The sequence below is a fragment of the Streptomyces sp. NPDC057307 genome (assembly GCF_042667665.1).
In the GTDB taxonomy this organism is placed as follows: domain Bacteria; phylum Actinomycetota; class Actinomycetes; order Streptomycetales; family Streptomycetaceae; genus Streptomyces.
The window spans coordinates 52,774-77,620 of record NZ_JBHUZM010000011.1 but is presented as its reverse complement, the minus strand read 5'-3'; the positions used below and the strand labels follow the sequence as shown (position 1 = coordinate 77,620).

The window sequence follows — 24,847 nt, the reverse complement described above, 5'->3', positions numbered from 1 at the left end:
CGGCCGGGGGTGGGGATAACCCCCGGCCGGATACGGCAACGCGCCCCCTCGTGGCCGCCCCGCACCTCCGGCAGGCTCGTCGTACGGCGTGGACCGCGCCGGACGAAACGATCACGGGGGCCGGGATGAAGCGTGCGCAACGGACGTGGGTGAGCGCGGCAGCCGCCGTCGCGGTGATCGTGGCGGGCACCGCCGCCTCCGCCGCGCCTGCCCAACACGGCGCGGACCGCGGCAAGTTGCAGGAGTGGCTGGACCACGTCGTGGACGTCGGCGCCGTCGGGGCGCTGGCGGAGGTGCGGGACGAGCGTGGGGTCTGGCGCGGGACCGGCGGGGTCGCCGAGCTGGGGACGGAGCGTGCCGTGCCCGCCCGAGGCCACTTCCGGGTCGGCAGCATCAGCAAGACGTTCGTCGCCACCGTCGTTCTGCAGCTCGTCGACGAGGGCGAGTTGGGGCTGGACGACACCGTCGAGTCATGGCTGCCCGGAGTCGTACCGGGCGGCGAAGGCATGACCGTGCGGCAACTGCTCAACCACACCAGTGGGGTGTACGACTACGTCAGCACGCTGCCGATGCCGCCGGGCCAGGAGTTCGTGGCGAACCGGTGGCGGACCTGGACCCCCGACGAGCTGGTGCGGCGCGCGGTGGCCAACCCGCCGTCCGTCGACCCGCCGGGGTCGCGCTACTCGTACTCCAACACCGGCTACCTCCTCCTCGGCCGGATCATCGAGAAGGCGACCGGCCGGTCGTACGCCGAGGAGATCGAGCAACGGGTCATCGAGCCGCTGCGGTTGCGCGGGACGTCCGTGCCGGGGACGTCCCCGCACGTTCCCCTGCCGCGTCCCCGCGCCTATCTGCCCGTCGAGCCCGGCGGTACGGCGCACCCCACGGACTACACGGAGATGAACCCGTCCCTGTTCGGCGCGGCCGGCGAGATGATCTCCACGACCCGCGACCTCAACCGCTTCGTCGCCGCGCTGCTCGACGGGAGTCTTGTGTCGGACCACCTGCTGGCGGAGATGAAGAAGCCCGGCGCCGAGGGTGCGACGTACGGGCTCGGGCTGGACTGGTACGACACCACCTGCGGGGTCCGTGTGTACGGCAACGACGGTGACGCCCTGGCGTACCAGGCGTGGTCGTACTCCACGGAGGACGGGCGCCGACAGGCCACGGTCGGGCTCACGTCCGACCGCCCCGCCGACCCGGCCGACGCCGTCCACGCGCTCCTGGACGAAGCCTTCTGCGACTGAGCCGAGCAGACTGAGCTGAGCAGACCGAGCCGAGCAGACCGAGCCGAGCAGGCTGCACAACGGGACCGACCACCGGAATCATGCATGCTCGCTTGATTGATTCGGCGCACGCTGCCACTCTCTGTACCCTCGCGCGCCACACCGGACCGCGCAAGGAAGCCGGGAAGACGGAGACCACGTGACGCTCGTCGCGACCGCGCACGAGCGCGGCATCACCACCTTGACCATGGACGTGCCGGCCAAGCGCAACGCCCTGTCGGCCGGGCTCGTCCGGGAGTTGGCCGACGCGCTCACCGGGTGCGCCAAGGATCCGTCCGTACGGGCCGTCGTCCTCAGCCACACCGGCTCCACCTTCTGCGCGGGCGCCGACCTGAAGGAGCCGCCGAATCCGTACACCTTCGTCGCGCTCCTGCGGCAGATCGTGGAGCACCCCAAGCCCGTCGTGGCCCGGGTCACCGGGCATGTCCGGGCCGGGGGGCTGGGGCTGCTCGGGGCGTGCGACATGGTGATCGCGTCCAGCGACTCGGACTTCGCCTTCACCGAGGTACGGATCGGGGTCGCGCCCGCCGTCATCTCGATGCCCCTCCTGCCCCGGATGGCACCGCGCGCCGCCGCCCGTCACTACCTCACCGGCGAGACCTTCGGCGCGGCCGAGGCCGTGACCGACGGGCTCGTCACCGAGGCCGCCGACGACGTGGACACCGCGCTCGCGCCGCTGCTCGACGCGCTGCGCCGGGGCTCACCGCAGGGCCTGGCCGAGTCCAAGAAGCTGCTCAGCGCAGCGGTGTTGGAGACCTTCGACCAGTACGCGGAGGATCTCGTACAGCGCTCGGCGTCCCTCTTCGCCACGGCCGAGGCCCGCGAGGGCATGTCCGCGTTCCTCGAACGGCGGGACGCGGCATGGGTGCGCTAGCCGCGCCCAAGCAGGACCGCAGCCGCGCCACCCGCCGGCGTCTCCTGGAGGCGGCCGTCGCCTGTCTCGCCGAACACGGCTGGGCGGGCTCCACCGTCGCCGTCGTCGCCGAACGCGCCGGGGTGTCGCGCGGCGCCGCGCAGCACCACTTCCCCACCCGCGAGGACCTGTTCACGGCGGCCGTCGAGTACGTCGCCGAGGAACGCTCCTCCGCCCTGCGGGAACTCGCCCCCACCGGCCCCGCCCGCCGCCGCGAGGTGGTCGGGGCCGTCGTCGCGCTCTACACCGGGCCGCTGTTCCGGGCCGCGCTGCATCTGTGGGTCGCCGCGTCCGACGAGGAGCAGCTACGGCCCCGCGTCACCGAACTCGAAGCCCGCGTCGGCCGCGAGGCGCACCGGATGACCGTCGAACTCCTGGGCGCGGACGAGTCGGTGCCCGGCGTACGCGAGACGGTCCAGGGCCTGTTGGACATGGCGCGCGGCCTCGGCCTGGCCACGCTGCTGACGGACGACACCCAGCGTCGCGACAGGGTGGTGGCGCAGTGGGCGAGGATCCTGGACACGGTGCTGGGCTGACGAGGGCGGTGGTGGCGGTGGAGGGTGTGGTCGTGGTCGTCGCGGTCGGTGTGGTGCTGATGGCCGCCGGGATGATCTGGAAGGGGCAGGTGCGCAAGCCGTATCTGCGGGTGCGCGCGCAGGACGTCAAGTACCGGCGGCTGCCCCGTGATCTGCGCCGGTCCGCCGACATGGCGATAGCGTCGGCCCGCCACGCGGCGGCGGACGACGAACCGGCGATCATCCGGGTGGACGACGTACTGACCGTGGCCGCCGAGCACTTCGGGCACGGCGCCGTCTCCCGCGAATCGGCGGCGGGCGCGCTGCGCGAGCGCTTCGAGCGCAACCGCTGCTACGTGGACTGCGTGACGGACGCGTACGAGAACGAGGGCCGGACGGGCCCGGGCTGAGCCCGTCCGGCGACCTGGTCGGCACCGTTCGGACGGCGGTCAGGACGCGATGTCGTCGTACCCCTCGATCTCGCGCGGGTCCCGCGTCCCCGGCCCCACATACCGCGCGGAGGGCCGCACCAGCCGCCCCGTCCGCTTCTGCTCCAGGATGTGCGCCGACCAGCCCGCCGTACGCGCGCACGTGAACATCGACGTGAACATGTTCGCGGGCACCTCGGCGAAGTCCAGCATGATCGCCGCCCAGAACTCCACGTTCGTCGCCAGCACCCGGTCCGGACGGCGCGCGTGCAACTCCTCCAGCGCCGCCTTCTCCAGCGCCTCGGCGACCTCGTAACGCGGCGCGTCCAGCTCCTTCGCCGTACGCCGCAGCACGCGGGCGCGCGGGTCCTCCGCCCGGTACACGCGGTGGCCGAAGCCCATCAGGCGCTCGCCCTTGTCGAGCGCCTGCTTCACATACGCCGTCGCGTCGCCCATCCGCTCGATCTCCTCGATCATGCCGAGGACACGCGACGGGGCGCCGCCGTGCAGCGGCCCGGACATGGCGCCGACGGCCCCGGAGAGGGCCGCGGCGACGTCCGCGCCGGTGGAGGCGATGACCCGCGCCGTGAACGTCGACGCGTTCATGCCGTGCTCGGCCGCCGACGTCCAGTACGCGTCGACCGCCTTCACATGCCGCGGGTCGGGCTCACCGCGCCAGCGGATCATGAAGCGCTCGACGACGGAGTCCGCCTTGTCGATCTCGCTCTGCGGCACCATCGGCACGCCCTGGCCGCGCGCCGACTGCGCCACGTACGACAGGGCCATGACGGCGGCCCGCGCCAGCTCGTCGCGCGCCGTCGCCTCGTCCGTGTCGAGGAGCGGTTTGAGGCCCCAGACGGGGGCGAGCATCGCGAGCGCCGACTGCACGTCGACACGGATGTCGCCGGAGTGGACGGGGATGGGGAAGGGCTCGGCGGCCGGCAGGCCGGGATTGAACGCGCCGTCGACCAGCAGGCCCCACACGTTCCCGTAGGACACGCGGCCGACGAGATCCTCGATGTCGACGCCCCGGTAGCGGAGGGCACCGCCCTCCTTGTCCGGTTCGGCGATCTCCGTCTCGAAAGCGACGACTCCTTCGAGTCCGGGTACGAAATCGGACATCAGGCGGCTCCTCTGGTGTGACGGACGCGGAAGCGTACGGCTGAACCGGACGACGGCTGACGGCCTACGGCCCGTGGTCCGATGTCAGAAGTTGTCGGCGCCGGCCCGGATCCACGGTCGTTCTCGTACGACTCGCGGTCCGGATCGGTCATCCGTTACTTTCCGTCCTGCCCAGCCCGGACATCGAATCAACCATGCCGCGGCCCCGGCATGTGCGCGAGGATGGTCGCGTGCCTCACACTCCGCCTCCTGAGAACCCCGATCCGTCCGTCATGCGCGCGCAGTACCGCGCGGCCGCGTTCCTGGAGACCGATCTCGCCGCCACGCCCATGGACCAGTTCGCGAGCTGGTTCAAGGACGCGGTGGCCGGCGGTCTGCACGAGCCGAACGCGATGGTGGTCTCCACCGCGACCCCCGAGGGCCGCCCGTCGTCGCGCACCGTGCTGCTCAAGGGGTACGACGAGCGGGGCTTCGTCTTCTTCACCAACTACGGATCCCGCAAGGGCCGCGAGATCGAGGCCAACCCGTACGTCGGGCTCCTCTTCCCCTGGCACGCGCTGGGCCTCCAGGTCGTCGTCACCGGTACGGCGTCCCGCGTCGGCCGCGCGGAGACGGCGGCGTACTTCCGCACCCGCCCGCACGGCTCCCAGCTCGGCGCCTGGGCGAGCGACCAGTCCGCGCCGGTCGGCTCGCGGGCGGAACTGCTCGGGCGGTACGAGGAACTGGCCGCCCGCTACCCGGACGACGAGCCGGTGCCGGTGCCGCCGCACTGGGGCGGGATCCGGGTGGTCCCGGAGACGGTCGAGTTCTGGCAGGGGCACGAGAACCGGCTGCACGACCGGCTGCGGTACGTGAGGGAGGCCGCGGGCTGGCGGGTGGAGAGGCTCTGCCCGTAACGCCGCTCACATCCGTAACACCGCCGGGCGGGAACGCAGACGACCCGCGTGCTCAGGTTCCTCCGAGGAGGAGCCGGCCGGACTTACCGGCGAGCACGCGGGTCGGGTGACTGCTTGGATTGGGCCGGTGGTTCACCGGCACCGCACGTGTGCGACGACGGGCGTCAGCCCGCAGCCACCTCACTTGTCCGGATTGAAATCACTTCCGAACCACCTCCCTTCTAGTGTGCTCACCACCCTAGGAACCCGTTCCGCGGCCCACAAGTGATTATTTTTGGATCTCCTCCGCGCAACGATTTCCGGGAACCAGGTGTGTGCTGGGTCACGTTCGAGTTGAATGTTCGTAGGTGTGACCGAGCAGCCGGCAGGGGGTGCCAAGGATGAGTGCTTCCCGTAGTGAGACCACTCGCCCGCCCGGCCCCGACGGGCCGGAATCAGACGGGCCGGAATCCGGTGCGGCCGAGGCGGCGGGCCCCGAGGGCGGCCCGGCGGGCGGCCCCGGAGCCGATCTGCTCGCCGCGCTGCTCGACGGCATGGACGCGGCGCTCTGCGCCTTCGACGCCGACGGCGTCATCACGCACTGGAACCGCGAGGCCGAGCGGATACTCGGCTGGTCCGCCGACGAGGCCGTCGGCCGGCGCGGATTCGCCGGCTGGGCCGTGCGCAGCGCCGACGCCGACGAGGTGCACGGGCGGCTGATGTCGGCGATGGGCGTGCCGGGACGGCTGGTGCACGAGTTCGCGCTGCTGCGCAAGGACGGCAGCCGGGTGCTCGTACGGACCCAGTCGGCCGGGGTGCGCGGTGCGGACGGCCGGCCCGCCGGGGTGTACTGCGCGTTCAGCGAGGTGCACGCGCAGATCGATCTGGAGCGGTCCATCGCGCTCAGCGAGGCGCTGTTCGACGACGCGGTGTGGGGCGTGGTCCTGGTCGACGTGGATCTGCGGCCGACCGTCGTGAACGGGCACGCCGCGCGTGCGCTCGGCTCGGGCCGTACGGCTCTGCTCGGGCGCCCCCTGGGCGAGACCGTCGTCCAGGGCGTGGAGGAACTGGAAGGCGCCCTCCAGCACGTACTGGCCGAGGGCGCGCCGCGGGCGCTCGCCGAGCTGTGGGTGACGCTGCGCACGCCGGACGGGGGCGAGCGGCGGCGCTGCTGGCGCAGCGGCTTTCTGCGGCTGGCGTCCCCGCTCGCGGAGGAACCGGTTCCGCTCGGTGTCGGCTGGCTGTTCCAGGACGTCACGGAGGCGAAACTCACGGCGCAGGAGGCGGACAAGCTGCGCTTCCGCTCCAGCCAGCTGCACCGCGCGGGGCGGGCCGCGGCCGAGTGCGAGAGCCCGATGGAGGCGGCGACGGTCTGTCTGGACTTCGCGCTCGTGGGCTTCGCCGACCACGCGCTGATCGATCTGGTCCTGGGCGAGCCGGCCGCGGTGAATTCCCACGGGGCTTACGGGGCTTCGTACGGGGCTTCTCACGGGGGTGCGTCGAGCGGCGACATGCCGCCGACCCGGCTCGTACGGGTGGCGGCGACGCCCGGCGGTTCCGTCGGGCCCTGCCTGCCGGTGTCGGCCGGCGGGATACCCGTGCGGTACCGGGAGGGTCACCCGGCCCTCCAGGCGGTGGCCCGCACGGGCTCGGTGCGCGCGAGCGCCCCTTCGGGCGCCTCGACCACCCCGACCTGGTCGGTCTCCCGCCAGTGGCCGCCCGACTCCGTGCACGCGCTCTGCACGGTGCTGCGGAGCCGGGGCAGGACCCTGGGCGTGGTCACTTTCCTGCGAGGCGCCAGCCGTCCGTCGTTCGAACGCCCGGACGCGGTGTACGCGGAGGACGTCACGGCCCGGATGGCGGCCTCACTGGACCTGCTTCGGTCGGAGCCCGGGCCGGAGGCGTAGCGCCCGCTTTTCGGATCACGCCCCGGGCGAAGCGCTCCGTGCCCGCTCGACGTCGGCTCCGTGCCGGCTCAGCGCCTGCTCAGAATCGGTAGAAGATCCGGTCCCCGTACTCCGTCATCAGGCGCCCGTTCCACTCGTGCCCGCCGTCGACGTTCCCCGACCGCAGCATCGGCGGTTCGATGCCGCGCTCCACCAGGCCGCCCGCCGCCGTCGCCACCATCGCCTGCATCAGCGCGCTCGTCACGACGGTCGACGCGGGCGCGAACGGCGCCTCGATGCCGTCCGCCGACAGCTCCGCGTCGCCCACCGCGATCTTGCTGTCGAGGACGATGTCGCAGTGGTCCTTGAGGTAAGTCCCGGACACATGGCGGGACTTGGTCTCCGTCGCGTACGCCACCGATGTCACCCCGATCACCTTCAGGCCCAGCGCCCGCGCGTTCAGCGCCATCTCCACGGGGAGCGCGTTGCGCCCGGAGAGCGAGATGATCACCAGAACGTCGCCGGACTTCGCCGGGCTGGAGTCCAGCACGGCGCTCGCGAGACCGTCGACCCGCTCCAGCGCGGAGCCGAGCGTCGCGGGCATCACGTCGACGCCCGTCACCCCCGGCACGTTGAGAAGGTTCATGAGGGCGAGGCCCCCGGCCCGGTAGACGACGTCCTGCGCGGCGAGCGAGGAGTGGCCGGCGCCGAAGGCGAAGACACGGCCGCCGGAGGCCACGGCCTCGGCGATCGCCTTACCGGCCGCTTCGATGTTCGCGGCCTCCTCGTCGCGTACGCGCTCCAGCAGACCGATCGCGGCGCCGAAGAACTGACCGGCCAGTGTGCTCTCGCTCATCGAGAGACCCTTCCGTAGGGGGCGGAAAAGAGGGCGGAACAGGGGGTTGCAGAGGGTATGACGGAGGATGGAACGAGGATGGAACAGGGTGGGAATGCCTGTGCCGCGGATCACGTTGCGGTCTGGACCTTTACCGTGTCAATACGGCTTCGTCTTCGGCGGCTTCCCGCACGGCACGGTTGTCAGTGCGATGCGTCAGAATTGAGCAGGGGCCAGCGCACGGTTTTTTCATGTCACAGCATCGAGGGGCACGTATGTCCGGACTGATTGACACCACGGAGATGTATCTCCGCACCATCCTCGAACTCGAAGAGGAAGGTGTGGTCCCCATGCGCGCCCGGATCGCGGAGCGGCTGGATCAGAGCGGGCCCACGGTCAGCCAGACCGTGGCCCGCATGGAGCGGGACGGCCTCGTGCAGGTCGCGGGCGACCGGCATCTGGAGCTGACGGAGGAGGGACGCAGACTGGCGACGCGCGTGATGCGCAAGCACCGCCTCGCCGAGTGTCTGCTGGTCGACGTCATCGGCCTGGAGTGGGAGCAGGTGCACGCGGAGGCCTGCCGCTGGGAGCACGTGATGAGCGAGGCGGTGGAGCGACGGGTCCTGGAGCTGCTGCGGCACCCGACGGAGTCGCCGTACGGGAATCCGATCCCGGGGCTGGAGGAGCTGGGCGAGACGAGCATCGCGGACCCGTTCCTCGACGGGAGCATGGTCAGCCTGGCCGATCTGGACCCGGGCACCGAGGGCAAGACCGTCGTGGTGCGGCGGATCGGTGAGCCGATCCAGACCGACGCCCAGCTGATGTACACGCTGCGACGGGCGGGCGTGCAGCCCGGCTCGGTGGTGAGCGTGACGGAGTCGCCGGTCGGCGGGGTGCTCGTGGGCAGCAGCGGGGAGGCGGCGGAGCTGGACTCGGAGGTCGCCTCGCACGTCTTCGTAGCCAAGCGCTGACCGCGCGCTGACCAGGCGCTGAGCAGGCGCCGACCTCGCGCCGCCCTTCTTGCGCCGACGTCCCTGCGACGTCCCTGCGACGTCTCTCCGACGTCCCCCCGGGGTCCCGGACAGCGGTTCCGGGACCCGGGGAGCCGGTCCGATCCGGCCTTTCGGGCCGCTCAGGCATGGCCACCGGTGGCTGCGGAGAGTATTCCTTCGACAACGGAGAATACGAATTCCCGGCGGATTGGCAGCGCGCGGGCGATTCGCGTGCCAGGCTGGCTCGGGGGCATATGACCTGAGGGCAGCGGTCGCGGACCTCGTCCCGCGGCCGAGGAGGGAGCGGGGCTGTGCGCCTGATGCTTGTCGCTGTGCCTGTGAGGCATGTGATGTCTGTGATGTCCGGGGCGCCTGTCGCGTCCGATGTCCGGCACGTCTCGCCGCCCGCCGCGCCGTCCGTCCCGCACGGTAAGGGCCCCGGCGCTGTGCGGCGCCGGGGCCTGTCCTCCCCTGTTCCGACCCGGAGCCCCGAGCTCCCAGGGTCGGTCCCCACGGACCCTCATCCCCGAGTGATCCGCCTCCCGCAGAAGATCTCCCCTCAGGCACTTCGGCCAACCCTTGACCACGGTCACTCGAACGAGCGGTGTTGCGCGCGGGAAGCGAGTTTTCGAACGGGAGTTCGATAGTCTGAGGGAGTCGCACGAGCAACACAGGCCGACCGCACGACCGAACGGCACGGAATCGGGCCGGTGCCATCGGACTCGACCACTCAGGACCGAAGGGGGTGCCAGGACACATGGTGCAGCGCATCGATGTGACCGGATTCGACGGGCTGCGGCTTGCGGCCTGGGAGTTCGCGGATCAGCCCAAGGAGCGGACCGACGCCGGGCCCACCCCCGGCGTGCTGCTGCTCCACGGCCTGATGGGCCGCGCCTCGCACTGGGAGTCCACCGCGCGCTGGCTGGCCGGGCGCCATCGGGCGGTGGCGCTCGACCAGCGGGGCCACGGCCGTAGCGACAAGCCGCCCGAAGCGCCGTACACCCGCGAGGCGTATGTGGCGGACGCCGAGGCCGCGATCGAGCAACTGGGCCTCGCGCCCGTCACCCTCGTCGGCCACGCCATGGGCGCGCTCACCGCCTGGCAGCTCGCGGCGAAGCGCCCCGACCTGGTCGGAGCGCTGATCATCTGCGACATGCGGGCGTCCGCCCTGGGGGCGGCGTCGCAGCGCGAGTGGGACGACTGGTTCGGCACCTGGCCGCTGCCGTTCGCCTCGCTCGCCGACGTACGGAAGTGGTTCGCCGAGGACGACCCGTGGCTGGAGCGGCCGAATCCGGGCCGGGGCGAGTTCTTCGCCGAGGTGATGACCGAGCGCGCCGACGGCTGGTGGCCGATCTTCTCCCGCCGCCAGATGCTCACGTCCCGCGCGACCTGGGTGCACGACGCGCACTGGGAGGAGCTGGCGCAGGTCCGGTGCCCCACGCTGGTCGTGCGGGGCCTGGACGGCGAGTTGGGCCGTGCGGAGGCGCAGGAGATGGTGCGGGTCCTGCCGCGCGGGCAGTACGCGGAGGTGGACGACGCCGGCCATCTCGTGCACTACGCGAAGCCGGACGCCTGGCGCGCCGCGATAGAGCCGTTCCTGGACGGCGCGTTGACCCCGTAGCGGTAGCCGTAGCCGGGGCCGTAGCGGGACGTCGACCGGGGCCGGGGCCGGGTCGCGTCGCGCGTGGGAGACGTACCGGCGGCCCGAACTCCCGGATCAGGCGGCCGAGTTGCCCGTCAGCCGGTCCGGGGTGATGCGGACCGTGACGCGTACGACCTCGGGCGGCAGCCGCAGGTACTCGTCCCCGGCGCCCGGGCCCACGTACTTCTCCGCGAGCGCGACGGCCGTCCGCCGGCCGATGTCCTCGGAGACGGTGGCCGTGCCGCGTACCTCCACGTACCGCTGCGGGTCCGCCAGGTCGAACACGCTGAGGCTGACGCGCGGCTCGGCCGCCGCGTTCGTCACCTTGCGCCGGCCCGCCTCCGAGGAGACGACCAGGTCGTCCCCGTCGGTCCCGACCCACACCACCGAGGACTGCGGGCTGCCGTCCGGGTTGATCGTGCACAGGACGGCGAAGTTGCGGCCGTCGAGGACCTTCCGGGCGGCGTCGCTGAGGGGGATCGTCATATCGCGGAGTCTAGGTCGTGTCCGACGGTCCGGCGGTCCGGCGGTCGGCTGCGAAGACGCTTCCGGGGGACCGGATCTCAGGTGGAGGCGGCCTGGAGCAGAGTCTCGCCCGCAGCCGTGCGGGCGTAGAGAACGGAGCGGCCGGCGCGGTGCGCACTGACCAGCCCCGCGTCCTTCAGCGCGGTGAGATTCTGGGACACTCCGGCGGCGGACAGCCCCGTGCGGTGGGCCAACTGCGTGGTGGAGGCGGGGGTTTGCAGCTCGGAGAGCAGCAGGGCCCGCGAGCGGCCGAGTACGGCGGCGAGCGCACCGGTCCGGGTGGCGGGCCGGGTTGACCACAGCGAACCGACGCCGCGCGCCGGATAGGCGACTTGCGGCGGATCGGGCGGCGTCGTCCGGGTGCGCACGCCCGGCCCGGTGAAGGCGGAGGGGATCAGCAGCAGGCCCGCGCCCGCGCTCGTACGCGTCATCGGCTGCTTTCGACCGTTGATCCGCAGCACGTCGTCGTCCCAGCTCAGCGAGGCGTGCAGGTCATTGAGGAGATGACCCGCGCCGTGTTCGGCGACCATGCGGGCCCGGTGGAGGATGTCCGCGTCCAGTACGGCCCGGACGCGCGCCCAGTAGGGGGCGAGTGCCAGCTCCCAGTACGTTTCGATCTCTTCGACGAGCCTGGCCAGGCGCCCCGGCGGGTCGGAGTGCAAGGTCCGCAGCCGGGGGCCGAGACCGCCCTCGTGGCGGGCCAGGTGCTCCAGATCCCGGCGTACCCGGTCGGCGGGCGTGGCCAGGATCGCGTCCCACTCGTCCTGCGGCGCGGGAGTCGGCACGAGGGGGGCGGGGTTGAGGAAGTCGGGGACATAGCGGGCGGGCGGCACCAGCTCGGACAGCCAGCCCCGGTCCAGCCCGGCGGCCAGCAGGCGCGGCCGTACCTGGTCGACCCACGGACGGTGGACCGGATGCACGGAGCCGGACCGCAGCAACCGCAAGCTGGGCGCGACCTCCCACATCGGAGAGACGGCGAACCGCACCCGCGCCAGATCCCCCACCGAGAACGCCAGCTCCGCCAAGATCACCACTCCCCAGGGGCTGCGTTCGATTCAGCCATACCTTAATCAGTGGCAGGCCGGTCCGCCGGGCGAACATCATCACGCCATGACCACACCGACGACCCCCTCAGCGGCGGCATCCGGCACCTGGACGCTCGGCGACCGTACGGTCCACCGGATCGGCTTCGGCACGATGCGCCTGCCCCAGAGCGGCGCGGCCTTCGCCGCCGACGCCGTCCCGCGCGACCGGGACCAGGCGATCGACGTGCTGCGCCGCGCGGTCGAGCTGGGGGTGAACCACCTCGACACCGCCGCGTTCTACTTCTCACGGCTGCGGTCGGCCAACGAACTGATCAACCGGGCGCTGGCCCCCTACCCGGACGACCTCGTCATCGCCACCAAGGTCGGCCCCGGCCGCGACCTCGCCGGCCAGTGGCTGCCGCACGCCAGCCCCGGCCAACTGCGCGGCCAGGTCGAGGAGAACCTGCGCCAGCTCGGCCGCGACCACCTCGACGTGGTGAACCTGCGCGTCGTCGGCACCGACTCCATCGCGGAACGCTTCGGAGCGCTGGCCGATCTGCGCGCGGCCGGACTCGTCCGGCACCTGGGCCTGTCCAACATCCACCCCCACCACCTCGCCGAGGCCCGGACGATCGCGCCGGTGGTCTGCGTCCAGAACATGTACGGCGTCGGTGCGTCGGCCGAGCAGAAGCAGCTCGTGGACCTCTGCGGCGAGCAAGGCATCGCCTTCGTGCCCTTCTACTCCATCGCCGGCACCGGACGCGACGCGGGCGCGACCACCGACGACAGCCGGGCCGTGCGGACCGCCGCCCGCGCCCACGGTGTGAGCGCGGCCCAGATCCGGCTGGCCTGGACCCTGCACCAGGGCTCCCACGTCCTGGCCATCCCCGGCACCGGCGACCTCGACCACCTCGCCCAGAACGTCGCCGCGGGCTCGCTGCGGCTGACCGACGACGAACTCACGGCCCTCGGCCCGCTTCCTGATCCGGCCTGATCGACACGACACCTCCTAGGGGCACCTCGGCAGCACGACCCGGGCCGTCAGACCGCCCCCGGGGTTCGCCTTCGCGCCCGCCTCGCCGCCGTGCGCCCGTGCGATCGACGCCACGATGGACAGCCCCAGACCCGCGCCCTCGCCCGGCGCGTGCTGCCGGGCCCGGGCACGGCGGAACGGCTCGAAAAGCAGCGGTACGGTCTCCGGCGCCACCACCGGCCCCGTATTGGCGACCTCCAGGACGACCCCCGGCCCGTCCGGCCGCACATCGACCCGGACCGTGCCGCCGGGGTGGTTGTGGCGCAGGGCGTTGGCGACCAGGTTGTGGACGAGGTGGTCGAGCAGGACGGCGTCGCCCTCGACCGTCACCGGCCGCGTCGTCAACCCCACCGTGATCGACCGGGCCTCCGCGTCGGCCGCCAGCGCGTCGATCACCGCCGCGCCGGTCTCGTCCAGGGCGACCCGCTCCCTGCGGCGCAGCCCCTCGTCGGAGACCGCGAGCAGCAACAGGCCCTCGATCAACTGCTCACTGCCGACGGCCGTGTCGATGAGCTTGGCCCGGATCCGGGCCACCTTTTCCGGCGTCGGGTCGTCGGCGAGCCCGATCTCGGCCGCCGCGCGCTGCACGGCGAGCGGGGTGCGCAGCTCGTGGGCGGCGTTGGCGGCGAAGCGCTGCCGGGAGGAGACCAGCTCCTCGATCCGGTCCAGCATCCCGTCGAACGTGTCGGCCAGCTCCTTGAGTTCGCCGGGCGGCGCGTCCAGCGCGAGGCGTTCGTGCAGATTGCTGCCGGAGAGCCGCCGGGCGCGGGCCGTGATCACACCGACCGGCCGCAGTACCCGGCCGGCCATCCACCAGGCGAGGGCGACGGACAGCGCCGAGTACGCGCCGAGGGAGACCCCGGAGACCGTGAGCAACTGGTTGAGCGCGGCGTCCCCGGCCGCGGTGGTGACCTTCTGCGCCACCGTGTACTGCTGGGTTTCGGCGAGGGTGCCCGCCGTCAGTCCGTCCGCCCGGTAGGCGGGAACGGGGTCGATGTTCAACTCCGAGGCGGGGACGGTCGGGACCACCGCCGACATCAGATTGGCGTAGAGGGTCTCACTGACCAGCAGATAGACCAGCCCCATCAGCAGGACGCCCGCCAGCACCAGCAGTCCGCCGTACAGCCCGGTCAGCCGAGCCCGCTCGCTCTTCACCGGGTGTCCTCCACGCCGGTCGAAGGCCCGGCCGGAGCGCGGCTCGAAGGACCGGCCGAAGGGCCTTCGCTGATGCGGTAGCCCGCCCCGGGCACGGTCTCGATCACCGCCGGAGCGCCCAGTTTGGCGCGTAGCTTGGAGAGCGTGACCCGGACCGCGTTGGTGCGGTAGCTGGTGTCCTCCTCCCACACCTCCTCGATGAGATCGTCACCGCTGACGACCGCGCCCTCGGCGCGCAGCAGGGTCTCCAGCACGGCGAACTCCTTGCGGGACAGGGACAGATAGCGGCCGTCGCGGCAGACCTGGCGGCGTGCGGTGTCCAGCGTCAGCCCGGCCCGCTCCAGCACCGGCGGCAGTGCGGGTCTGGCCCGCCGGCCGAGCGCCAGGACCCGGGCGAGGAGTTCGTCGTACGCGAACGGCTTGGTCAGATAGTCGTCGGCGCCGAGTCCGAGACCGGCCACCCGGTCCCGTACGGTGCCGGACGCCGTGAGCATCAGTACGCGGGTGAGCAGCCGGGAGCGGACCACCTGCCGGCACACCTCGTCGCCGTGCAGGCCCGGCAGGTCGCGGTCGAGCACCATCACGTCGTACGCGCCGAACCGGAGCCGTTCCAGGGCGGCGTGGCCGTCGAGTGCCACGTCGACGGCGATCGCGTCGCGCCGCAGCCCCTCGGCGACCATCTCGGCCAGGAATTCCTCGTCCTCCACCAGCAGCACTCGCATGGGATCTCTATATCCGAGAGCGATGTTTCGCCGGTGTAAGCGTTCGGCTTGAGAGAAACGAAACCGGGGCTCCGCGCACGCTCGGACCGTTCGTAATCCGGTCTGTATCCGGTCTGTATCCGGTCTGTATCCGGTCTGTATTCGGTCCGTATCCGGTCTTTTTCCGGGCTGTCGGCCCGTGGACGAGGAGTCCGTCATGACTTTCATGAACCAGTTCAACGCGAGCCGGAACGCTGCTGCCGCAGCCGCTCTCTTCGCCTCGCTCGCCCTGGGGCTGGTCGCCTGCTCCGGCGACTCGGGCGGCGGTGCCAAGGACGCGGGCTCCGGCAAGGACGAGGTGAAGACCCAGGCCGACCAGGAGCTGGAGCACCGCGAGTGCCTGCGGGAGCACGGTGTGGACATCCCCGAGCCGAAGCCGGGCGAGGTCGGCACCACCATCGAACTCGGTGGCAAGGGCGGGGAGGTGGAGAAGGCGTTCAAGGCGTGCAAGGACAAGGCCGTCGGCGGCGGTGAAGAGGAAATGACCCAGGCCGAGAAGGACAAGATGGTCGCCTACGCCCGGTGTATGCGGGAGAACGGCGTGGACATGCCCGACCCGAAGTTCGACACGGCGGGGGTGGCGGGGATGCCCGCGCTGGAAACCAAGGACATGAAGAAGTTCGAGAAGGCGAACAAGGCATGCGAAAGCGCCGGCCGATGAAGCGCGGCCGGGTCCTGGCCGCCGGGGTGGCGGTGCTCGCCGTCGCCGCCGGCTCCCTCGCCCTCACCCAACTCGGCGGCCCCGACCGGGCGGACGCCCGCCGGAACACCGGACTCCCGCCCGACACCGCCGCCGTGGTCCGCGGCGACCTGCGCGACAGCGCCCAGGCCGACGGAAAGCTCGGCTACGACAAGCAGCGCAAGGTCAACGCGGGCGCGGCCGGGACCATGACCTGGACGCCGCCGACCGGCTCGACCGTCGGGCGCGACGAGCGGCTGTACGAGATCGACGGGCAGGCGGTACGGCTCATGTACGGCTCCGGGCCGATGTACCGGACGGTGAAGGCGGGTGACCGGGGCCGGGACGTCGAGCAGTTGGAACGTAACCTCGCCGTACTCGGCTACACCGGCTTCACCCCCGACGACGAGTACACCGAACTCACCGCCGCCGCCGTCAAGCGCTGGCAGAAGGCCCACGACCGGGCACAGACCGGCACGTTGGGGCCGGGGGACATCGCGTTCGCGCCGGGCGAGGTACGGATCAAGAGCATCGGGACGCCCGTCGGCGACCTGGCCCAGCCCGGCGCGCCGGTCCTCACGACCACCGGTTCCGAGCGCGTCGTGACGTTCGCCCTGCCTGTCGCGGAGAGCGGCCTGGCCAAGGCGGGGACGAAGGTCACGGTCGACCTGCCGGACGGTACGAGCGCGCCCGGCACCGTCTTGTCGGTCGGCCGGACGGCCAAGCCCGGCGACGACCCGCAGGACACCGAGCCCAAGGTCACGCTGAGCGTCTCCTTCGACAAACCCGAACAGGTCGGCGGCTTCGACCAGTCCCCGGTCACCGTCAATCTGACCGGCGAGACACGTAAGAACGTCCTCACCGTCCCGGTGAACGCGCTGCTCGCCCTGCCCGGCGGCGGCTTCGGTCTCCAGGTCGTGGAGAAGGGGACCGCGCGCGACGTGAAGGTGGAACTGGGCATGTTCGCCGAAGGCCGGGTCGAGGTCTCCGGCGGCGGGCTCCGCGAGGGCATGAAGGTCGGGGTGCCGTCGCTGTGAGTACGGTCGTCGCTCTCACCGGGGTCACCAAGGAGTATCCGGGCGGGGTGACCGCCCTGCGCGGGGTGGACCTCACGGTCGAGGAGGGCGAACTCCTCGGCATCGTCGGCCCGTCCGGCTCCGGCAAGTCCACCCTGCTGCACATCATCGGCACGCTGGACCGGCCGACCGCCGGTTCGGTGCGTATCGCGGGGCACGACGTGGCGGCGCTCACCGACCGCCGACTCTCCGCCCTGCGCGCGCAGCACGTCGGCTTCGTCTTCCAGGCGTTCCACCTGGTGCCGGGCGTCAGCGCCCGGGACAACGTCGCGGAGGGCCTGCTCTACTCCGGCCTGCCGCGCCCCGTACGCCGCCGCCGGGCCGCGGCCGCGCTGGAGCGGGTCGGGCTCGCCGACCGGCTCGACCACCGGCCGCACGAACTCTCCGGCGGGCAGAAACAACGGGTCGCCATCGCACGGGCGGTGGTCGGCGAGCCGGCCCTGCTGCTGGCCGACGAACCGACCGGCGCGCTGGACTCGGCGTCCGGCGCGGCGGTCATGGAACTGCTGCACGGTCTCAACCAGGAGGGCGCCACCATCGCGGTCATCACGCACGACACGGAGATCGCGGGGCGGCTGCCGCGGGAGGTGCGTATGCGGGACGGCGGGGTGGTGGCGGACATCCGCAACGGCGCGGGCGCGGGCGCGGGTGCGGGTGCGGTTGCCGGTTCGGCTTCGGCGGCGGGCCTGTGACGGCGCCGACGCGGGCCCGTGCTCGGCGGCTGACGGCGGCCCGGCTCGGTCCTCGGGACGTACTGCACGTCGGCTCCGCGGGGCTGCGCAGCCGCCCGATGCGGGTCGTGCTGTCCGCGCTGGGCATCGCGATCGGCATCGCCACCATGGTCGCGGTGGTCGGCATCTCCGCCTCCAGCCAGGCCCAACTACTGCGCGAACTGGACAAGTTGGGCACCAACCTGCTGGTGGCCTCGCCCGGTGAGTCGATGTTCACGGGCGAGGACGTGAAGCTGCCCGAGGAGTCGGTCGGGATGGTCGGCCGGATCGACGGCGTACAGGACGTGGGCGCGACCGGGGACCTGGACGCCTCCGTACGCCGTAACGAGAAGATCGACGAGGGCGACACCGCCGGGATCGCGGTCAAGGCCACCACCGAGGACCTGCTGAAGGTACTGCGCGGCGAGGTCGGCAGCGGCAGCTGGCTCAACAACGCGACCGGCCGCTACCCGTCGGTCGTCCTCGGCAACGTCTCCGCCCGGCGCCTCGGCATCACGGAGCCCGGCCGGCAGGTGTGGATCGGCGACCGGTACTTCACGGTCGTCGGCATCCTCGCCCCCCTGCGGCTGGCCCCGGAGATCGAGCGGTCCGCGCTGATCGGCTGGGAGGGCGCCAAGCGGCTGCTGGACTTCGACGGACACCCGACGTCGGTGTACGAGCGCTCGACGGACGCGTCCGTCTCCGCCGTACGCAAGGTCATGGCGGCGACCGTCGACCCCCGGAACCCGCAGAACGTCAAGGTCACCGACCCGTCGTCGGCGCTCCGGGCGAAGGCGGCGACCGAGGGGGCGTTCAGCAGCCTGCTGCTCGGGCTCGGCGGCATCGCACTGCTCGTCGGCGGGGTCGGGGTCGCCAACACCATGATCATCTCAGTGCTGGAACGGCGCTACGAGATCGGCCTCCGCCGCTCACTCGGCGCCACCCGGGGCCAGATCCGGATCCAGTTCGTCACGGAGTCCCTGATGCTGTCCGGCCTGGGCGGGCTGTCCGGCGTCGCACTGGGCGCGGCGGCGACGGGCGTGTACGCCCGGTCCGGCGGGCTGCCCTGGGTGGTACCGCCGTGGGCGATGGCGGGCGGCTTCGCCGCGACGCTGGCGATCGGCACGATCGCGGGCCTCTACCCGGCGGTCCGCGCCTCCCGCCTCTCCCCGACGCTGGCGCTGCACGCGGCGTGAGGGGGGCGGGCGGGCCTGGGGGTGTCTTGCCGGGCTCGTGGTCCCTGGCACGCGCGCTCTCTCCCGTGCCCCCGAGGGGGCACGGGAGGTGCCCCCTGCGTTGTCGGTGGAGTCGGGGAGGCACGGCTCCCACCATGCCTCTCCCCTCCGCCTTGCGATCGCACGCACCAACGTGACATCAGCCGCTGCCGCGGCGGGCGCTCCCCGATCCGGCCTGATCGACAAGACACCCGCCAGGCACCCGCCAGGCCGTGTCCGGAAAGCCCCGCTGAACGGCACCTGTCCACCCGTAGCTCTTCGGGTGGGGGAGATGCCCCCGTTGCCGGAGCCAGCCGAGTAGGTGCGGTACGGGCCGACCCTCCGCGTCGCGATGCCGATGCCCCGCCCCGCGGGCGGACGACGCGACTTCGCGGGCACGACCCGAGTCGTGCCCGCGAAGTCACGCCCGGCGCGTGGGACTCCGGCGGCCGGTGACGCGGTCCCTACCGTTCGCGAACGGCGGCAACTCCCCGCGCAGGACCGCCTGGCGGCCCCGCGAGCCGTCGCCGGTTCATGGACCTCCGGGGGAGGGGGACGCGGGAAGGGCGATGTGAGAATGGGGCTCATGAGGACGTGCAGGAAGTGCGGGAGGCAGCGGCGGCGGTGGCCACGGAGGTGTCAGCGGTGCCGTAGCGGGGCCGCCGACCGGGCCGAAACCGCGACCGACGCCGGCGAACTGGCAGCCGAGCTGGGCGTGTTCGGATGGATCGCGCGGGGGTTCGCCGCAGTGACCCGGCTCGTGCTGCGCGTGCTCAACTGACCGGCCGGCGGCTCGTGCTGCGCGTGCTCAACTGACCGCCCGGCGGCCTGGCTTCGGTCTTTGCTCAACTGACCGGCCAGCGGTGCGGCTTCGGTCCTTGCTCAACCGACCGCCCGGCGGCCCGACCTCGGCCCCCTCGCTCAACTGACCACCCGGCCGCCCCGCCTCAGCCCTTGCTCACCGCCGTCAGGATCTCCGGCAGCCTGGACGCCGTCTGCGGCGCCGCCAGCCGGACCCCCGCCCACGCGATCAGCGCGCCGTACGCCGTGCCCGCCGGCAGCAGGAGCCACGTCCAGCCGTCCGCGCCCGATACGTGCAGGCCGATCGTCAGGCCGATCACCGGCGCGCACAGCAGGGCGCCGCCGAGCATGCCGCCGAGGATGGAGATCCAGGCGAGCCCGGCCTGGCCGGGAGCGACGTTCTTGTACGCGCTGTCCTGCGGGATCGAGTACGGGAAGCGGGCCGAGGCCACCGCGCCCGTCGCCATCATCGCGCCGAGCAGCGCGAACGACAGCCCGAGCGCTTCCGGCAGCGCCCGCCAGTCGCCCAGCAGCGCGGCCGTCAGGATCGTCACCAGTGCCGAGTACGGCAGCGTGATCACCAGCAGGGCGAAGGCCCGCGCGCGCAGTTCCAGATACGCGTCACGCGTGGAGGAGATCGTCAGGGCCACCATCCAGAACGCGGAGGTGTCCTGCCCGAACTGGTTGTACATCTGGATCCCGAGCATCCCCGCCGCGAAGCACGCGAGATAGATCGAGCCGTTGCCCTGAAGGGCGTTCACCAGCGGCACGATCAGTCCGATCGCCAGCGAGGTGACCCACGCCGCCTTCGTCTTGGGGTCGCGCCACACGTACCGCAGGCTGCGCTCCATCGCCGCGCCCGTGCGCCCCTCGGGCAGCAGCCTGCCGAGCCCGGACGCCGACTCCTTGCGCTCCGGACCGGACGGACCCGCCGACGCGTCGATCGTCGAGCCGTCCGGGGCGGTCATCAGCTTCACGAGCGACCGCTGCCACCAGTACAGGAGCCCGGCCAACGCGGCCAGCGACAGCAGCAGTTGCCCGGCCGCCGGCCCGTACGCGCCGTCGCTCACCGAGTCCACCGCGCCGATCGCCGACGCGGGCGGCAGCCACCGTACGACGTCCGCCACCGGGTCGAGCGCCGAGAGCCCGCCCGCCTCGTTGAGCCGCTGGATACCGAAGTTGATGAACTGGATGCCGACGGCGATCACCAGACCGCTCAGCACGGCCAGGTCCCGGCCCTTGCGCGAGGTCAGCAGCCGGATGTTCGCGGCGGCGACGGCGCGCGACAGCGCCACGCACACCAGCAGGGCCAGCGGTACGACGACCACCGACACCACGACCGCCGCGGCGCCGTGCGCGACGGCGATCGCGGAGCCCAGCACCAGGCAGAGTGTGAACAGCGGCCCGATACCGACCACGGACGCGGCGAGCAGCGCGCCGATCAGCGCCTGGGGCCGCAGCGGCAGCATCACGAGCCGGCTCGGGTCGAGCGTCTCGTCGCCGCTGGCGAAGAACAGCGGCAGCATCGCCCAGCCGAGGGCCACGAGCGCGGTCAGCACGACGACGAGGGTGGTCGCGCCGTCGTTCCCGCGCAGCAGGATCAGGCCCAGGAGCTGGCCGGCCGCGATCAGCAGGGCGAGGACGACGGAGACGACGTACACGACCGTACGGCCCGACGACTGCCGCAGTCCGTTGCGCAGCAGCGACAGCTTCAGCCGTACGAAGACGGGCGCGAGGTCGCGGGTGCCGAGGGTGACGACGGGCGTCGTGCCCGAACCGACGGGCCCGGCGGGACCGGCGGGACCCGCGGAGCCCGTCGCGGTTTCGGAGAGGCCCACGCTGCCGGCCGTCGCGCTCATCGGGCGCCGCCCAGCCAGTCCAGGGACTCACCGGTGTCGCGGCCCTGCGCGCCGACCAGTTCGAGGAACGCGCTCTGGAGCGACGGCGCGTCGCCCCGTACCTCCGCGAGCGTCCCCTGCGCGCGGATCCGGCCCGCGGCCATCACCGCGACCCAGTCGCACAACGACTCGACCAGCTCCATCACATGGCTGGAGAAGACGACGGTCGCGCCGGACTCGGTGTAGCGCTCCAGGACGCCGCGGATCGTCTGCGCCGACACCGGGTCGACGCCCTCGAACGGCTCGTCCAGGAAGAGGACTTCGGGGTTGTGCAGCAGCGCCGCCGCCAGGCCGATCTTCTTGCGCATACCGGTCGAGTAGTCCACGACGAGCTTGTGCTGCGCGCCCGCCAGGTCCAGTACGTCGAGGAGCTGCGTGGCGCGCTTGTCGACCTCGGCGCCGGGCAGCCCCCGCAGCCGGCCGGTGTATCCGAGGAGTTCGCGTCCGGACAGCCGCTCGAAGAGGCGCAGTCCCTCGGGCAGTACGCCGATCCTGGCCTTGACCGCGACCGGGTCGCCCCAGACGTCGTGCCCGGCGACCTTGACGCGGCCCATGTCCGGCCGCAGCAGGCCGGTCACCATGGAGAGCGTGGTGGTCTTGCCCGCGCCGTTGGGGCCGACGAGACCGACGAACTGGCCCGCGGGCAGATCGAGATCGATCCCGGCGACGGCGACCTGGTCGCCGAAGCGCTTCCACAGCCCCTCCACGCGGACGGCGGGCGGCGCAGCGGCCGTACGCGCATCTCTCGCCCCGCCCGCCGCGCCCGCCGCGTCCGCCGCGCCTGGCCCGCCCGCCGCGTCCGCCGCGCCTGGCCCGCCCGCCGCGCCCGTCGTGTCAGGCACCGTCCGGTGCTCCGCCTGTTCCGTCTGCTCCGCCGCTCGCTCCGGTACGTCATCCGGCATGCCGCACTGCCCTTCGGTGATCCTTTTCGAGGTGTCGAGAGGACCCACCATAAGACCGCCGTCCGCGAGGTCCTCAGGGTCGCTGTGCCCGCGCCGCCGCCGCGTCACGCCCGCACGCGTACGCCAGCGGGCTGATCAGCTCCTCGACGTCCGGCAGCCAGCGGTTGGCCGGAGTCGGCCGCCGGGCCCACTGCACGGCGCCGAAGCCGCCGACACGCGTGGGCGGGGCCGCCACGTAGTGCGCCTCGCCATGCACCAGCAGGTCGATCGCCGACGCGGACCAGCCCAACTTCCTTACGAGGTCCTCCACCTTCAGCGAGCCGCCCGCCAGGACGAAGAAGATCATCCGGCGGTCGGGGGCGCAGGTGACGGGGCCGAGCGTCATCTGCATCCGCTCCATGCGCGCGAGCGCCAGGAACCCGGCCGACTCCGGCACGTCCAGGGCGTCGAACGTGCGCCCCGTCGGCAGCAGGATCGACGCGCGGGGCTGCTTCGACCACAGCCTGCGGGCGGCGACCCCGCTGCCCGTCGCCTGCGACGCCCAGTCCGGCCGGGTGGGATGCGCTCCGGGGGCCGGGCAGTCGGCGCGGTCGCACGAGCACCGCTCCTTGCCGTCCACCACCTCCAGCCAGGTGCCGGGGAACACGTCCCAGTGCCGCTCCTCCGCGTACCGCACGGCGCTGTCCAGCAGCAGGTCGCCCCGCTGCTTGGGGATCTGCGCGGCGTCCGTGACGCCCGTCACTCCGATGGTCTTGTCCACGAAGAACACAACTCCCGCCCGCACCTTGGGTTACGGGCGTCACGCACCGTTGCGACGGAGCGCCGGTCCCGCACATGGGGCGCACGGATGCATGGGCGGGGGCGCGTGCGAAGTTGCGGCGCGTGGATGGGTAACCACAACCGGTGACCGGGGGTTGCCAACAGGGAGCGTGAGGCGAGTCACACACCTCGATGCCAAGCGGACGGCGTTTCCCGAAAGTTACCGAAGATTGCTGATTTCGACCATCGCACGCATTTACTGCGTTTCCGCCGGGCAGTGATCACTCCATCGATCACTGCGGCACAGGGGGTTATCCAATTGGCAGCCAGGCCTCTCGTCGCCCGTCAGCCGAACGAACGGCTGCAGACACTCATCCAGGAGGCCGGCTGTTCCAACGCCGGCCTCGCCCGCCGGGTCAACATGGTGGGGACCGAGCGCGGTCTCGACCTCCGTTACGACAAGACATCCGTGGCGCGTTGGCTGCGCGGACAGCAACCGCGCGGCCGGGCCCCGGGGATCATCGCCGAGGCGCTGGGCCGCAAGCTGGGGCGTACGGTCACCATCGACGAGCTGGGAATGGCCAACGGCAAGAATCTGGCCTCGGGCATCGGCCTCCAGTTCTCGCCGACGGTCATCGGCGCGATCGAGCAGGTCTGCGAGTTGTGGCGCAGCGATGTGGGCCGGCGTGACTTCCTGTCCGGATCGGCGGTGGCGTCGTCGGCGCTCGTCGAGCCGAGCAGGGACTGGCTGATCACGGGCGCCGACGCGTCGGTGGCACGCAACACCGGCGCGCGCGTGGGCGATTCGGACGTCGCGGCGGTCGCCGCCATGACGGCCGCGCTGGTGGATCTGGACCACCGCTTCGGCAGCGGCCATGTCCGGCCGGTCGTCGTGCACTATCTGAACAGCGTGGTGTCGGGCCTGCTCTCGGGGTCGTACAGGGAAGCGGTCGGCCGCAGACTCTTCGCCGCCGTCGCCCGACTCACCGAGCTGGCCGGGTACATGGCGGTGGACACCGGCCAGCCGGGCCTCGCCCAGCGGTATTACATCCAGGCGCTGCGGCTCGCCCAGGCCGCGGGGGACCGGGGATACGGCGGCTATGTGCTGGCCGCCTCCATGAGCCATCTCGCGGCCCAGCTCGGGAATCCGCGCGAGATCGCCCAGTTGGCGCGGGCCGCCCAGGAAGGCGCGCGCGGGCACGTCACTCCGAGGGCGCAGGCCATGTTCCTGGCCGCCGAGGCGCGGGGGCACGCGCTGCTGGGGGACGCGAGCGAGTGCCACGCGGTCGCGGGTCGGGCGCTCACCGCGCTGGAGCACGCGGATCCGGAGACCGACGACGACCCGGTGTGGATCGCGCACTTCGACCACGGCTATCTGTCCGACGAGTTGGCCCACTGCTACCGCGATCTGGGGCAGCCCGAGGCGGCCGCGCGCCACGCGTCCGACTCGCTGGCGGCCCACCCGGAGACCCGGGCGAGACGGCGGGCGATCGGCCTGGTCCTGCTGGCCACGTCGCAGCTCCAGCTACGTGAGGTGGAAGAGGCGTGCCGTACGGGCACGCGGGCGGCGGAGCTGCTCGGCTCGCTGCGCTCCAGCAGGGGGGCGGAGTATCTGGACGATCTCCAGCAGCGGTTGGAGCCGTACGGCACGGAGCCCGCCGTGCGGGAGTTCAGCGCCCGGCTGGAGATCCAGGCGGCGTGACACGGCTTTGCTACAACTTCCGCCGGGAGCAGGGCAGTACGGCGGGGGTGGCGGCGTTGTGCGGTGGTCGGACGGCCACCGCACGACGGTGACGCGGCGGCTGGTGGGGCGGC

The 24,847-nt window shown here is 72.3% G+C and carries 23 protein-coding genes; 14 read left to right on the top strand and 9 right to left on the bottom strand.

Annotated features, from left to right (window positions below):
• Positions 1-149 precede the first annotated feature (149 nt).
• From ACFUN8_RS07180 to ACFUN8_RS07165, 4 genes are all read left to right on the top strand, one after another.
• Positions 150-1,247, top strand: a complete 1,098-nt coding sequence (locus tag ACFUN8_RS07180) for a serine hydrolase domain-containing protein (protein WP_383632719.1) — start codon at positions 150-152, stop codon at positions 1,245-1,247.
• A gap of 178 nt (positions 1,248-1,425) precedes the next feature.
• Positions 1,426-2,160 carry an enoyl-CoA hydratase family protein gene (locus ACFUN8_RS07175; RefSeq protein WP_383632717.1) on the top strand — a complete coding sequence of 245 codons (735 nt, stop codon included), beginning with the start codon at positions 1,426-1,428 and terminating at the stop codon, positions 2,158-2,160.
• Positions 2,148-2,735: a TetR/AcrR family transcriptional regulator gene (locus ACFUN8_RS07170; RefSeq protein WP_383632714.1), complete on the top strand. Its 588-nt coding sequence runs from the start codon at positions 2,148-2,150 to the stop codon at positions 2,733-2,735. Before ACFUN8_RS07175 ends, ACFUN8_RS07170 begins: the two co-directional genes overlap by 13 nt.
• Before the next feature lie 11 nt (positions 2,736-2,746).
• Positions 2,747-3,124 (top strand): hypothetical protein, encoded by a 378-nt coding sequence (locus ACFUN8_RS07165; RefSeq protein WP_383632712.1) that lies wholly within the window; start codon positions 2,747-2,749, stop codon positions 3,122-3,124.
• A gap of 39 nt (positions 3,125-3,163) precedes the next feature.
• Here the strand turns inward: ACFUN8_RS07165 and ACFUN8_RS07160 are convergent, their stop codons facing one another.
• Positions 3,164-4,264 (bottom strand): citrate synthase 2, encoded by a 1,101-nt coding sequence (locus tag ACFUN8_RS07160; RefSeq protein ID WP_383632709.1) that lies wholly within the window; start codon positions 4,262-4,264, stop codon positions 3,164-3,166.
• A 272-nt stretch (positions 4,265-4,536) separates the two neighbouring features.
• On the opposite strand from ACFUN8_RS07160, the gene pdxH reads away from it, so the two are divergent.
• Positions 4,537-5,160: a pyridoxamine 5'-phosphate oxidase gene (gene pdxH, locus ACFUN8_RS07155; RefSeq protein WP_383632820.1), complete on the top strand. Its 624-nt coding sequence runs from the start codon at positions 4,537-4,539 to the stop codon at positions 5,158-5,160.
• Between the two features lie 380 nt (positions 5,161-5,540).
• Entirely contained in the window at positions 5,541-7,046 is a 1,506-nt protein-coding gene (locus tag ACFUN8_RS07150; protein ID WP_383632706.1) for a PAS domain-containing protein, read from the top strand.
• Positions 7,047-7,125: 79 nt separating this feature from the next.
• On the opposite strand, the gene ACFUN8_RS07145 is transcribed toward ACFUN8_RS07150, so the two are convergent.
• Positions 7,126-7,881, bottom strand: a complete 756-nt coding sequence (locus ACFUN8_RS07145) for an SIS domain-containing protein (protein ID WP_383632703.1) — start codon at positions 7,879-7,881, stop codon at positions 7,126-7,128.
• 254 nt (positions 7,882-8,135) lie between these two features.
• Between ACFUN8_RS07145 and ACFUN8_RS07140 the strand changes: the two genes are divergently transcribed.
• The gene (locus ACFUN8_RS07140; RefSeq protein ID WP_354608723.1) at positions 8,136-8,831 is read left to right on the top strand and encodes a metal-dependent transcriptional regulator; all 696 of its coding nucleotides are present in this window, start codon (positions 8,136-8,138) and stop codon (positions 8,829-8,831) included.
• Positions 8,832-9,609: 778 nt separating this feature from the next.
• Complete coding sequence (locus ACFUN8_RS07135) at positions 9,610-10,473, top strand: alpha/beta fold hydrolase (RefSeq protein WP_383632699.1); 864 nt, start codon at positions 9,610-9,612, stop codon at positions 10,471-10,473.
• Between the two features lie 96 nt (positions 10,474-10,569).
• Here the strand turns inward: ACFUN8_RS07135 and ACFUN8_RS07130 are convergent, their stop codons facing one another.
• Positions 10,570-10,980, bottom strand: coding sequence for a PPOX class F420-dependent oxidoreductase (locus ACFUN8_RS07130; protein WP_383632696.1), 411 nt, complete (start codon positions 10,978-10,980; stop codon positions 10,570-10,572).
• A gap of 77 nt (positions 10,981-11,057) precedes the next feature.
• A complete protein-coding gene (locus ACFUN8_RS07125) occupies positions 11,058-12,047 on the bottom strand; it encodes a DUF5937 family protein (protein WP_383632817.1) in 990 nt (329 codons plus the stop codon).
• Positions 12,048-12,129: 82 nt separating this feature from the next.
• On the opposite strand from ACFUN8_RS07125, the gene ACFUN8_RS07120 reads away from it, so the two are divergent.
• Positions 12,130-13,038, top strand: coding sequence for an aldo/keto reductase (locus tag ACFUN8_RS07120; RefSeq protein ID WP_383632693.1), 909 nt, complete (start codon positions 12,130-12,132; stop codon positions 13,036-13,038).
• A 15-nt stretch (positions 13,039-13,053) separates the two neighbouring features.
• Here ACFUN8_RS07120 and ACFUN8_RS07115 read toward each other — a convergent pair whose 3' ends face one another.
• Entirely contained in the window at positions 13,054-14,232 is a 1,179-nt protein-coding gene (locus tag ACFUN8_RS07115; RefSeq protein ID WP_383632690.1) for a sensor histidine kinase, read from the bottom strand.
• Positions 14,229-14,954, bottom strand: coding sequence for a response regulator transcription factor (locus ACFUN8_RS07110; protein ID WP_383632687.1), 726 nt, complete (start codon positions 14,952-14,954; stop codon positions 14,229-14,231). The genes ACFUN8_RS07115 and ACFUN8_RS07110 overlap by 4 nt, the downstream gene beginning before the upstream one ends.
• 196 nt (positions 14,955-15,150) lie before the next feature.
• On the opposite strand from ACFUN8_RS07110, the gene ACFUN8_RS07105 reads away from it, so the two are divergent.
• The 4 genes from ACFUN8_RS07105 to ACFUN8_RS07090 are packed head-to-tail and all read left to right on the top strand — an operon-like array spanning position 15,151 to position 18,654.
• Complete coding sequence (locus tag ACFUN8_RS07105) at positions 15,151-15,654, top strand: hypothetical protein (protein WP_383632684.1); 504 nt, start codon at positions 15,151-15,153, stop codon at positions 15,652-15,654.
• Entirely contained in the window at positions 15,633-16,709 is a 1,077-nt protein-coding gene (locus tag ACFUN8_RS07100) for an efflux RND transporter periplasmic adaptor subunit (RefSeq protein ID WP_383632681.1), read from the top strand. Before ACFUN8_RS07105 ends, ACFUN8_RS07100 begins: the two co-directional genes overlap by 22 nt.
• Entirely contained in the window at positions 16,706-17,440 is a 735-nt protein-coding gene (locus tag ACFUN8_RS07095; RefSeq protein WP_383632678.1) for an ABC transporter ATP-binding protein, read from the top strand. Before ACFUN8_RS07100 ends, ACFUN8_RS07095 begins: the two co-directional genes overlap by 4 nt.
• On the top strand, positions 17,437-18,654 hold the full coding sequence (locus ACFUN8_RS07090; protein WP_383632675.1) for an ABC transporter permease: 1,218 nt from the start codon (positions 17,437-17,439) through the stop codon (positions 18,652-18,654). Before ACFUN8_RS07095 ends, ACFUN8_RS07090 begins: the two co-directional genes overlap by 4 nt.
• 965 nt (positions 18,655-19,619) lie before the next feature.
• Here ACFUN8_RS07090 and ACFUN8_RS07085 read toward each other — a convergent pair.
• From ACFUN8_RS07085 to ACFUN8_RS07075, 3 genes are all read right to left on the bottom strand, one after another.
• A complete protein-coding gene (locus ACFUN8_RS07085; RefSeq protein ID WP_383632672.1) occupies positions 19,620-21,332 on the bottom strand; it encodes a transporter in 1,713 nt (570 codons plus the stop codon).
• A complete protein-coding gene (locus ACFUN8_RS07080; RefSeq protein WP_383632669.1) occupies positions 21,329-22,273 on the bottom strand; it encodes an ABC transporter ATP-binding protein in 945 nt (314 codons plus the stop codon). Before ACFUN8_RS07080 ends, ACFUN8_RS07085 begins: the two co-directional genes overlap by 4 nt.
• A 73-nt stretch (positions 22,274-22,346) precedes the next feature.
• Positions 22,347-23,033 carry a bifunctional DNA primase/polymerase gene (locus ACFUN8_RS07075; protein WP_383632666.1) on the bottom strand — a complete coding sequence of 229 codons (687 nt, stop codon included), beginning with the start codon at positions 23,031-23,033 and terminating at the stop codon, positions 22,347-22,349.
• A gap of 318 nt (positions 23,034-23,351) precedes the next feature.
• On the opposite strand from ACFUN8_RS07075, the gene ACFUN8_RS07070 reads away from it, so the two are divergent.
• Positions 23,352-24,734, top strand: a complete 1,383-nt coding sequence (locus tag ACFUN8_RS07070; RefSeq protein ID WP_383632663.1) for a transcriptional regulator — start codon at positions 23,352-23,354, stop codon at positions 24,732-24,734.
• Positions 24,735-24,847: the final 113 nt, after the last annotated feature.

Excerpts from the sequence above, each read along its gene's own strand:
- ACFUN8_RS07170 (WP_383632714.1), top strand. The coding sequence starts at position 2,148 with ATGGGTGCGCTAGCCGCGCCCAAGCAGGACCGCAGCCGCGCCACCCGC.
- ACFUN8_RS07160 (WP_383632709.1), bottom strand. The coding sequence starts at position 4,264 with ATGTCCGATTTCGTACCCGGACTCGAAGGAGTCGTCGCTTTCGAGACG.
- pdxH (WP_383632820.1), top strand. The coding sequence starts at position 4,537 with ATGCGCGCGCAGTACCGCGCGGCCGCGTTCCTGGAGACCGATCTCGCC.
- ACFUN8_RS07150 (WP_383632706.1), top strand. The coding sequence starts at position 5,541 with ATGAGTGCTTCCCGTAGTGAGACCACTCGCCCGCCCGGCCCCGACGGG.
- ACFUN8_RS07145 (WP_383632703.1), bottom strand. The coding sequence starts at position 7,881 with ATGAGCGAGAGCACACTGGCCGGTCAGTTCTTCGGCGCCGCGATCGGT.
- ACFUN8_RS07140 (WP_354608723.1), top strand. The coding sequence starts at position 8,136 with ATGTCCGGACTGATTGACACCACGGAGATGTATCTCCGCACCATCCTC.
- ACFUN8_RS07135 (WP_383632699.1), top strand. The coding sequence starts at position 9,610 with ATGGTGCAGCGCATCGATGTGACCGGATTCGACGGGCTGCGGCTTGCG.
- ACFUN8_RS07130 (WP_383632696.1), bottom strand. The coding sequence starts at position 10,980 with ATGACGATCCCCCTCAGCGACGCCGCCCGGAAGGTCCTCGACGGCCGC.
- ACFUN8_RS07120 (WP_383632693.1), top strand. The coding sequence starts at position 12,130 with ATGACCACACCGACGACCCCCTCAGCGGCGGCATCCGGCACCTGGACG.
- ACFUN8_RS07110 (WP_383632687.1), bottom strand. The coding sequence starts at position 14,954 with ATGCGAGTGCTGCTGGTGGAGGACGAGGAATTCCTGGCCGAGATGGTC.
- ACFUN8_RS07105 (WP_383632684.1), top strand. The coding sequence starts at position 15,151 with ATGACTTTCATGAACCAGTTCAACGCGAGCCGGAACGCTGCTGCCGCA.
- ACFUN8_RS07100 (WP_383632681.1), top strand. The coding sequence starts at position 15,633 with ATGCGAAAGCGCCGGCCGATGAAGCGCGGCCGGGTCCTGGCCGCCGGG.
- ACFUN8_RS07085 (WP_383632672.1), bottom strand. The coding sequence starts at position 21,332 with ATGAGCGCGACGGCCGGCAGCGTGGGCCTCTCCGAAACCGCGACGGGC.
- ACFUN8_RS07080 (WP_383632669.1), bottom strand. The coding sequence starts at position 22,273 with ATGCCGGATGACGTACCGGAGCGAGCGGCGGAGCAGACGGAACAGGCG.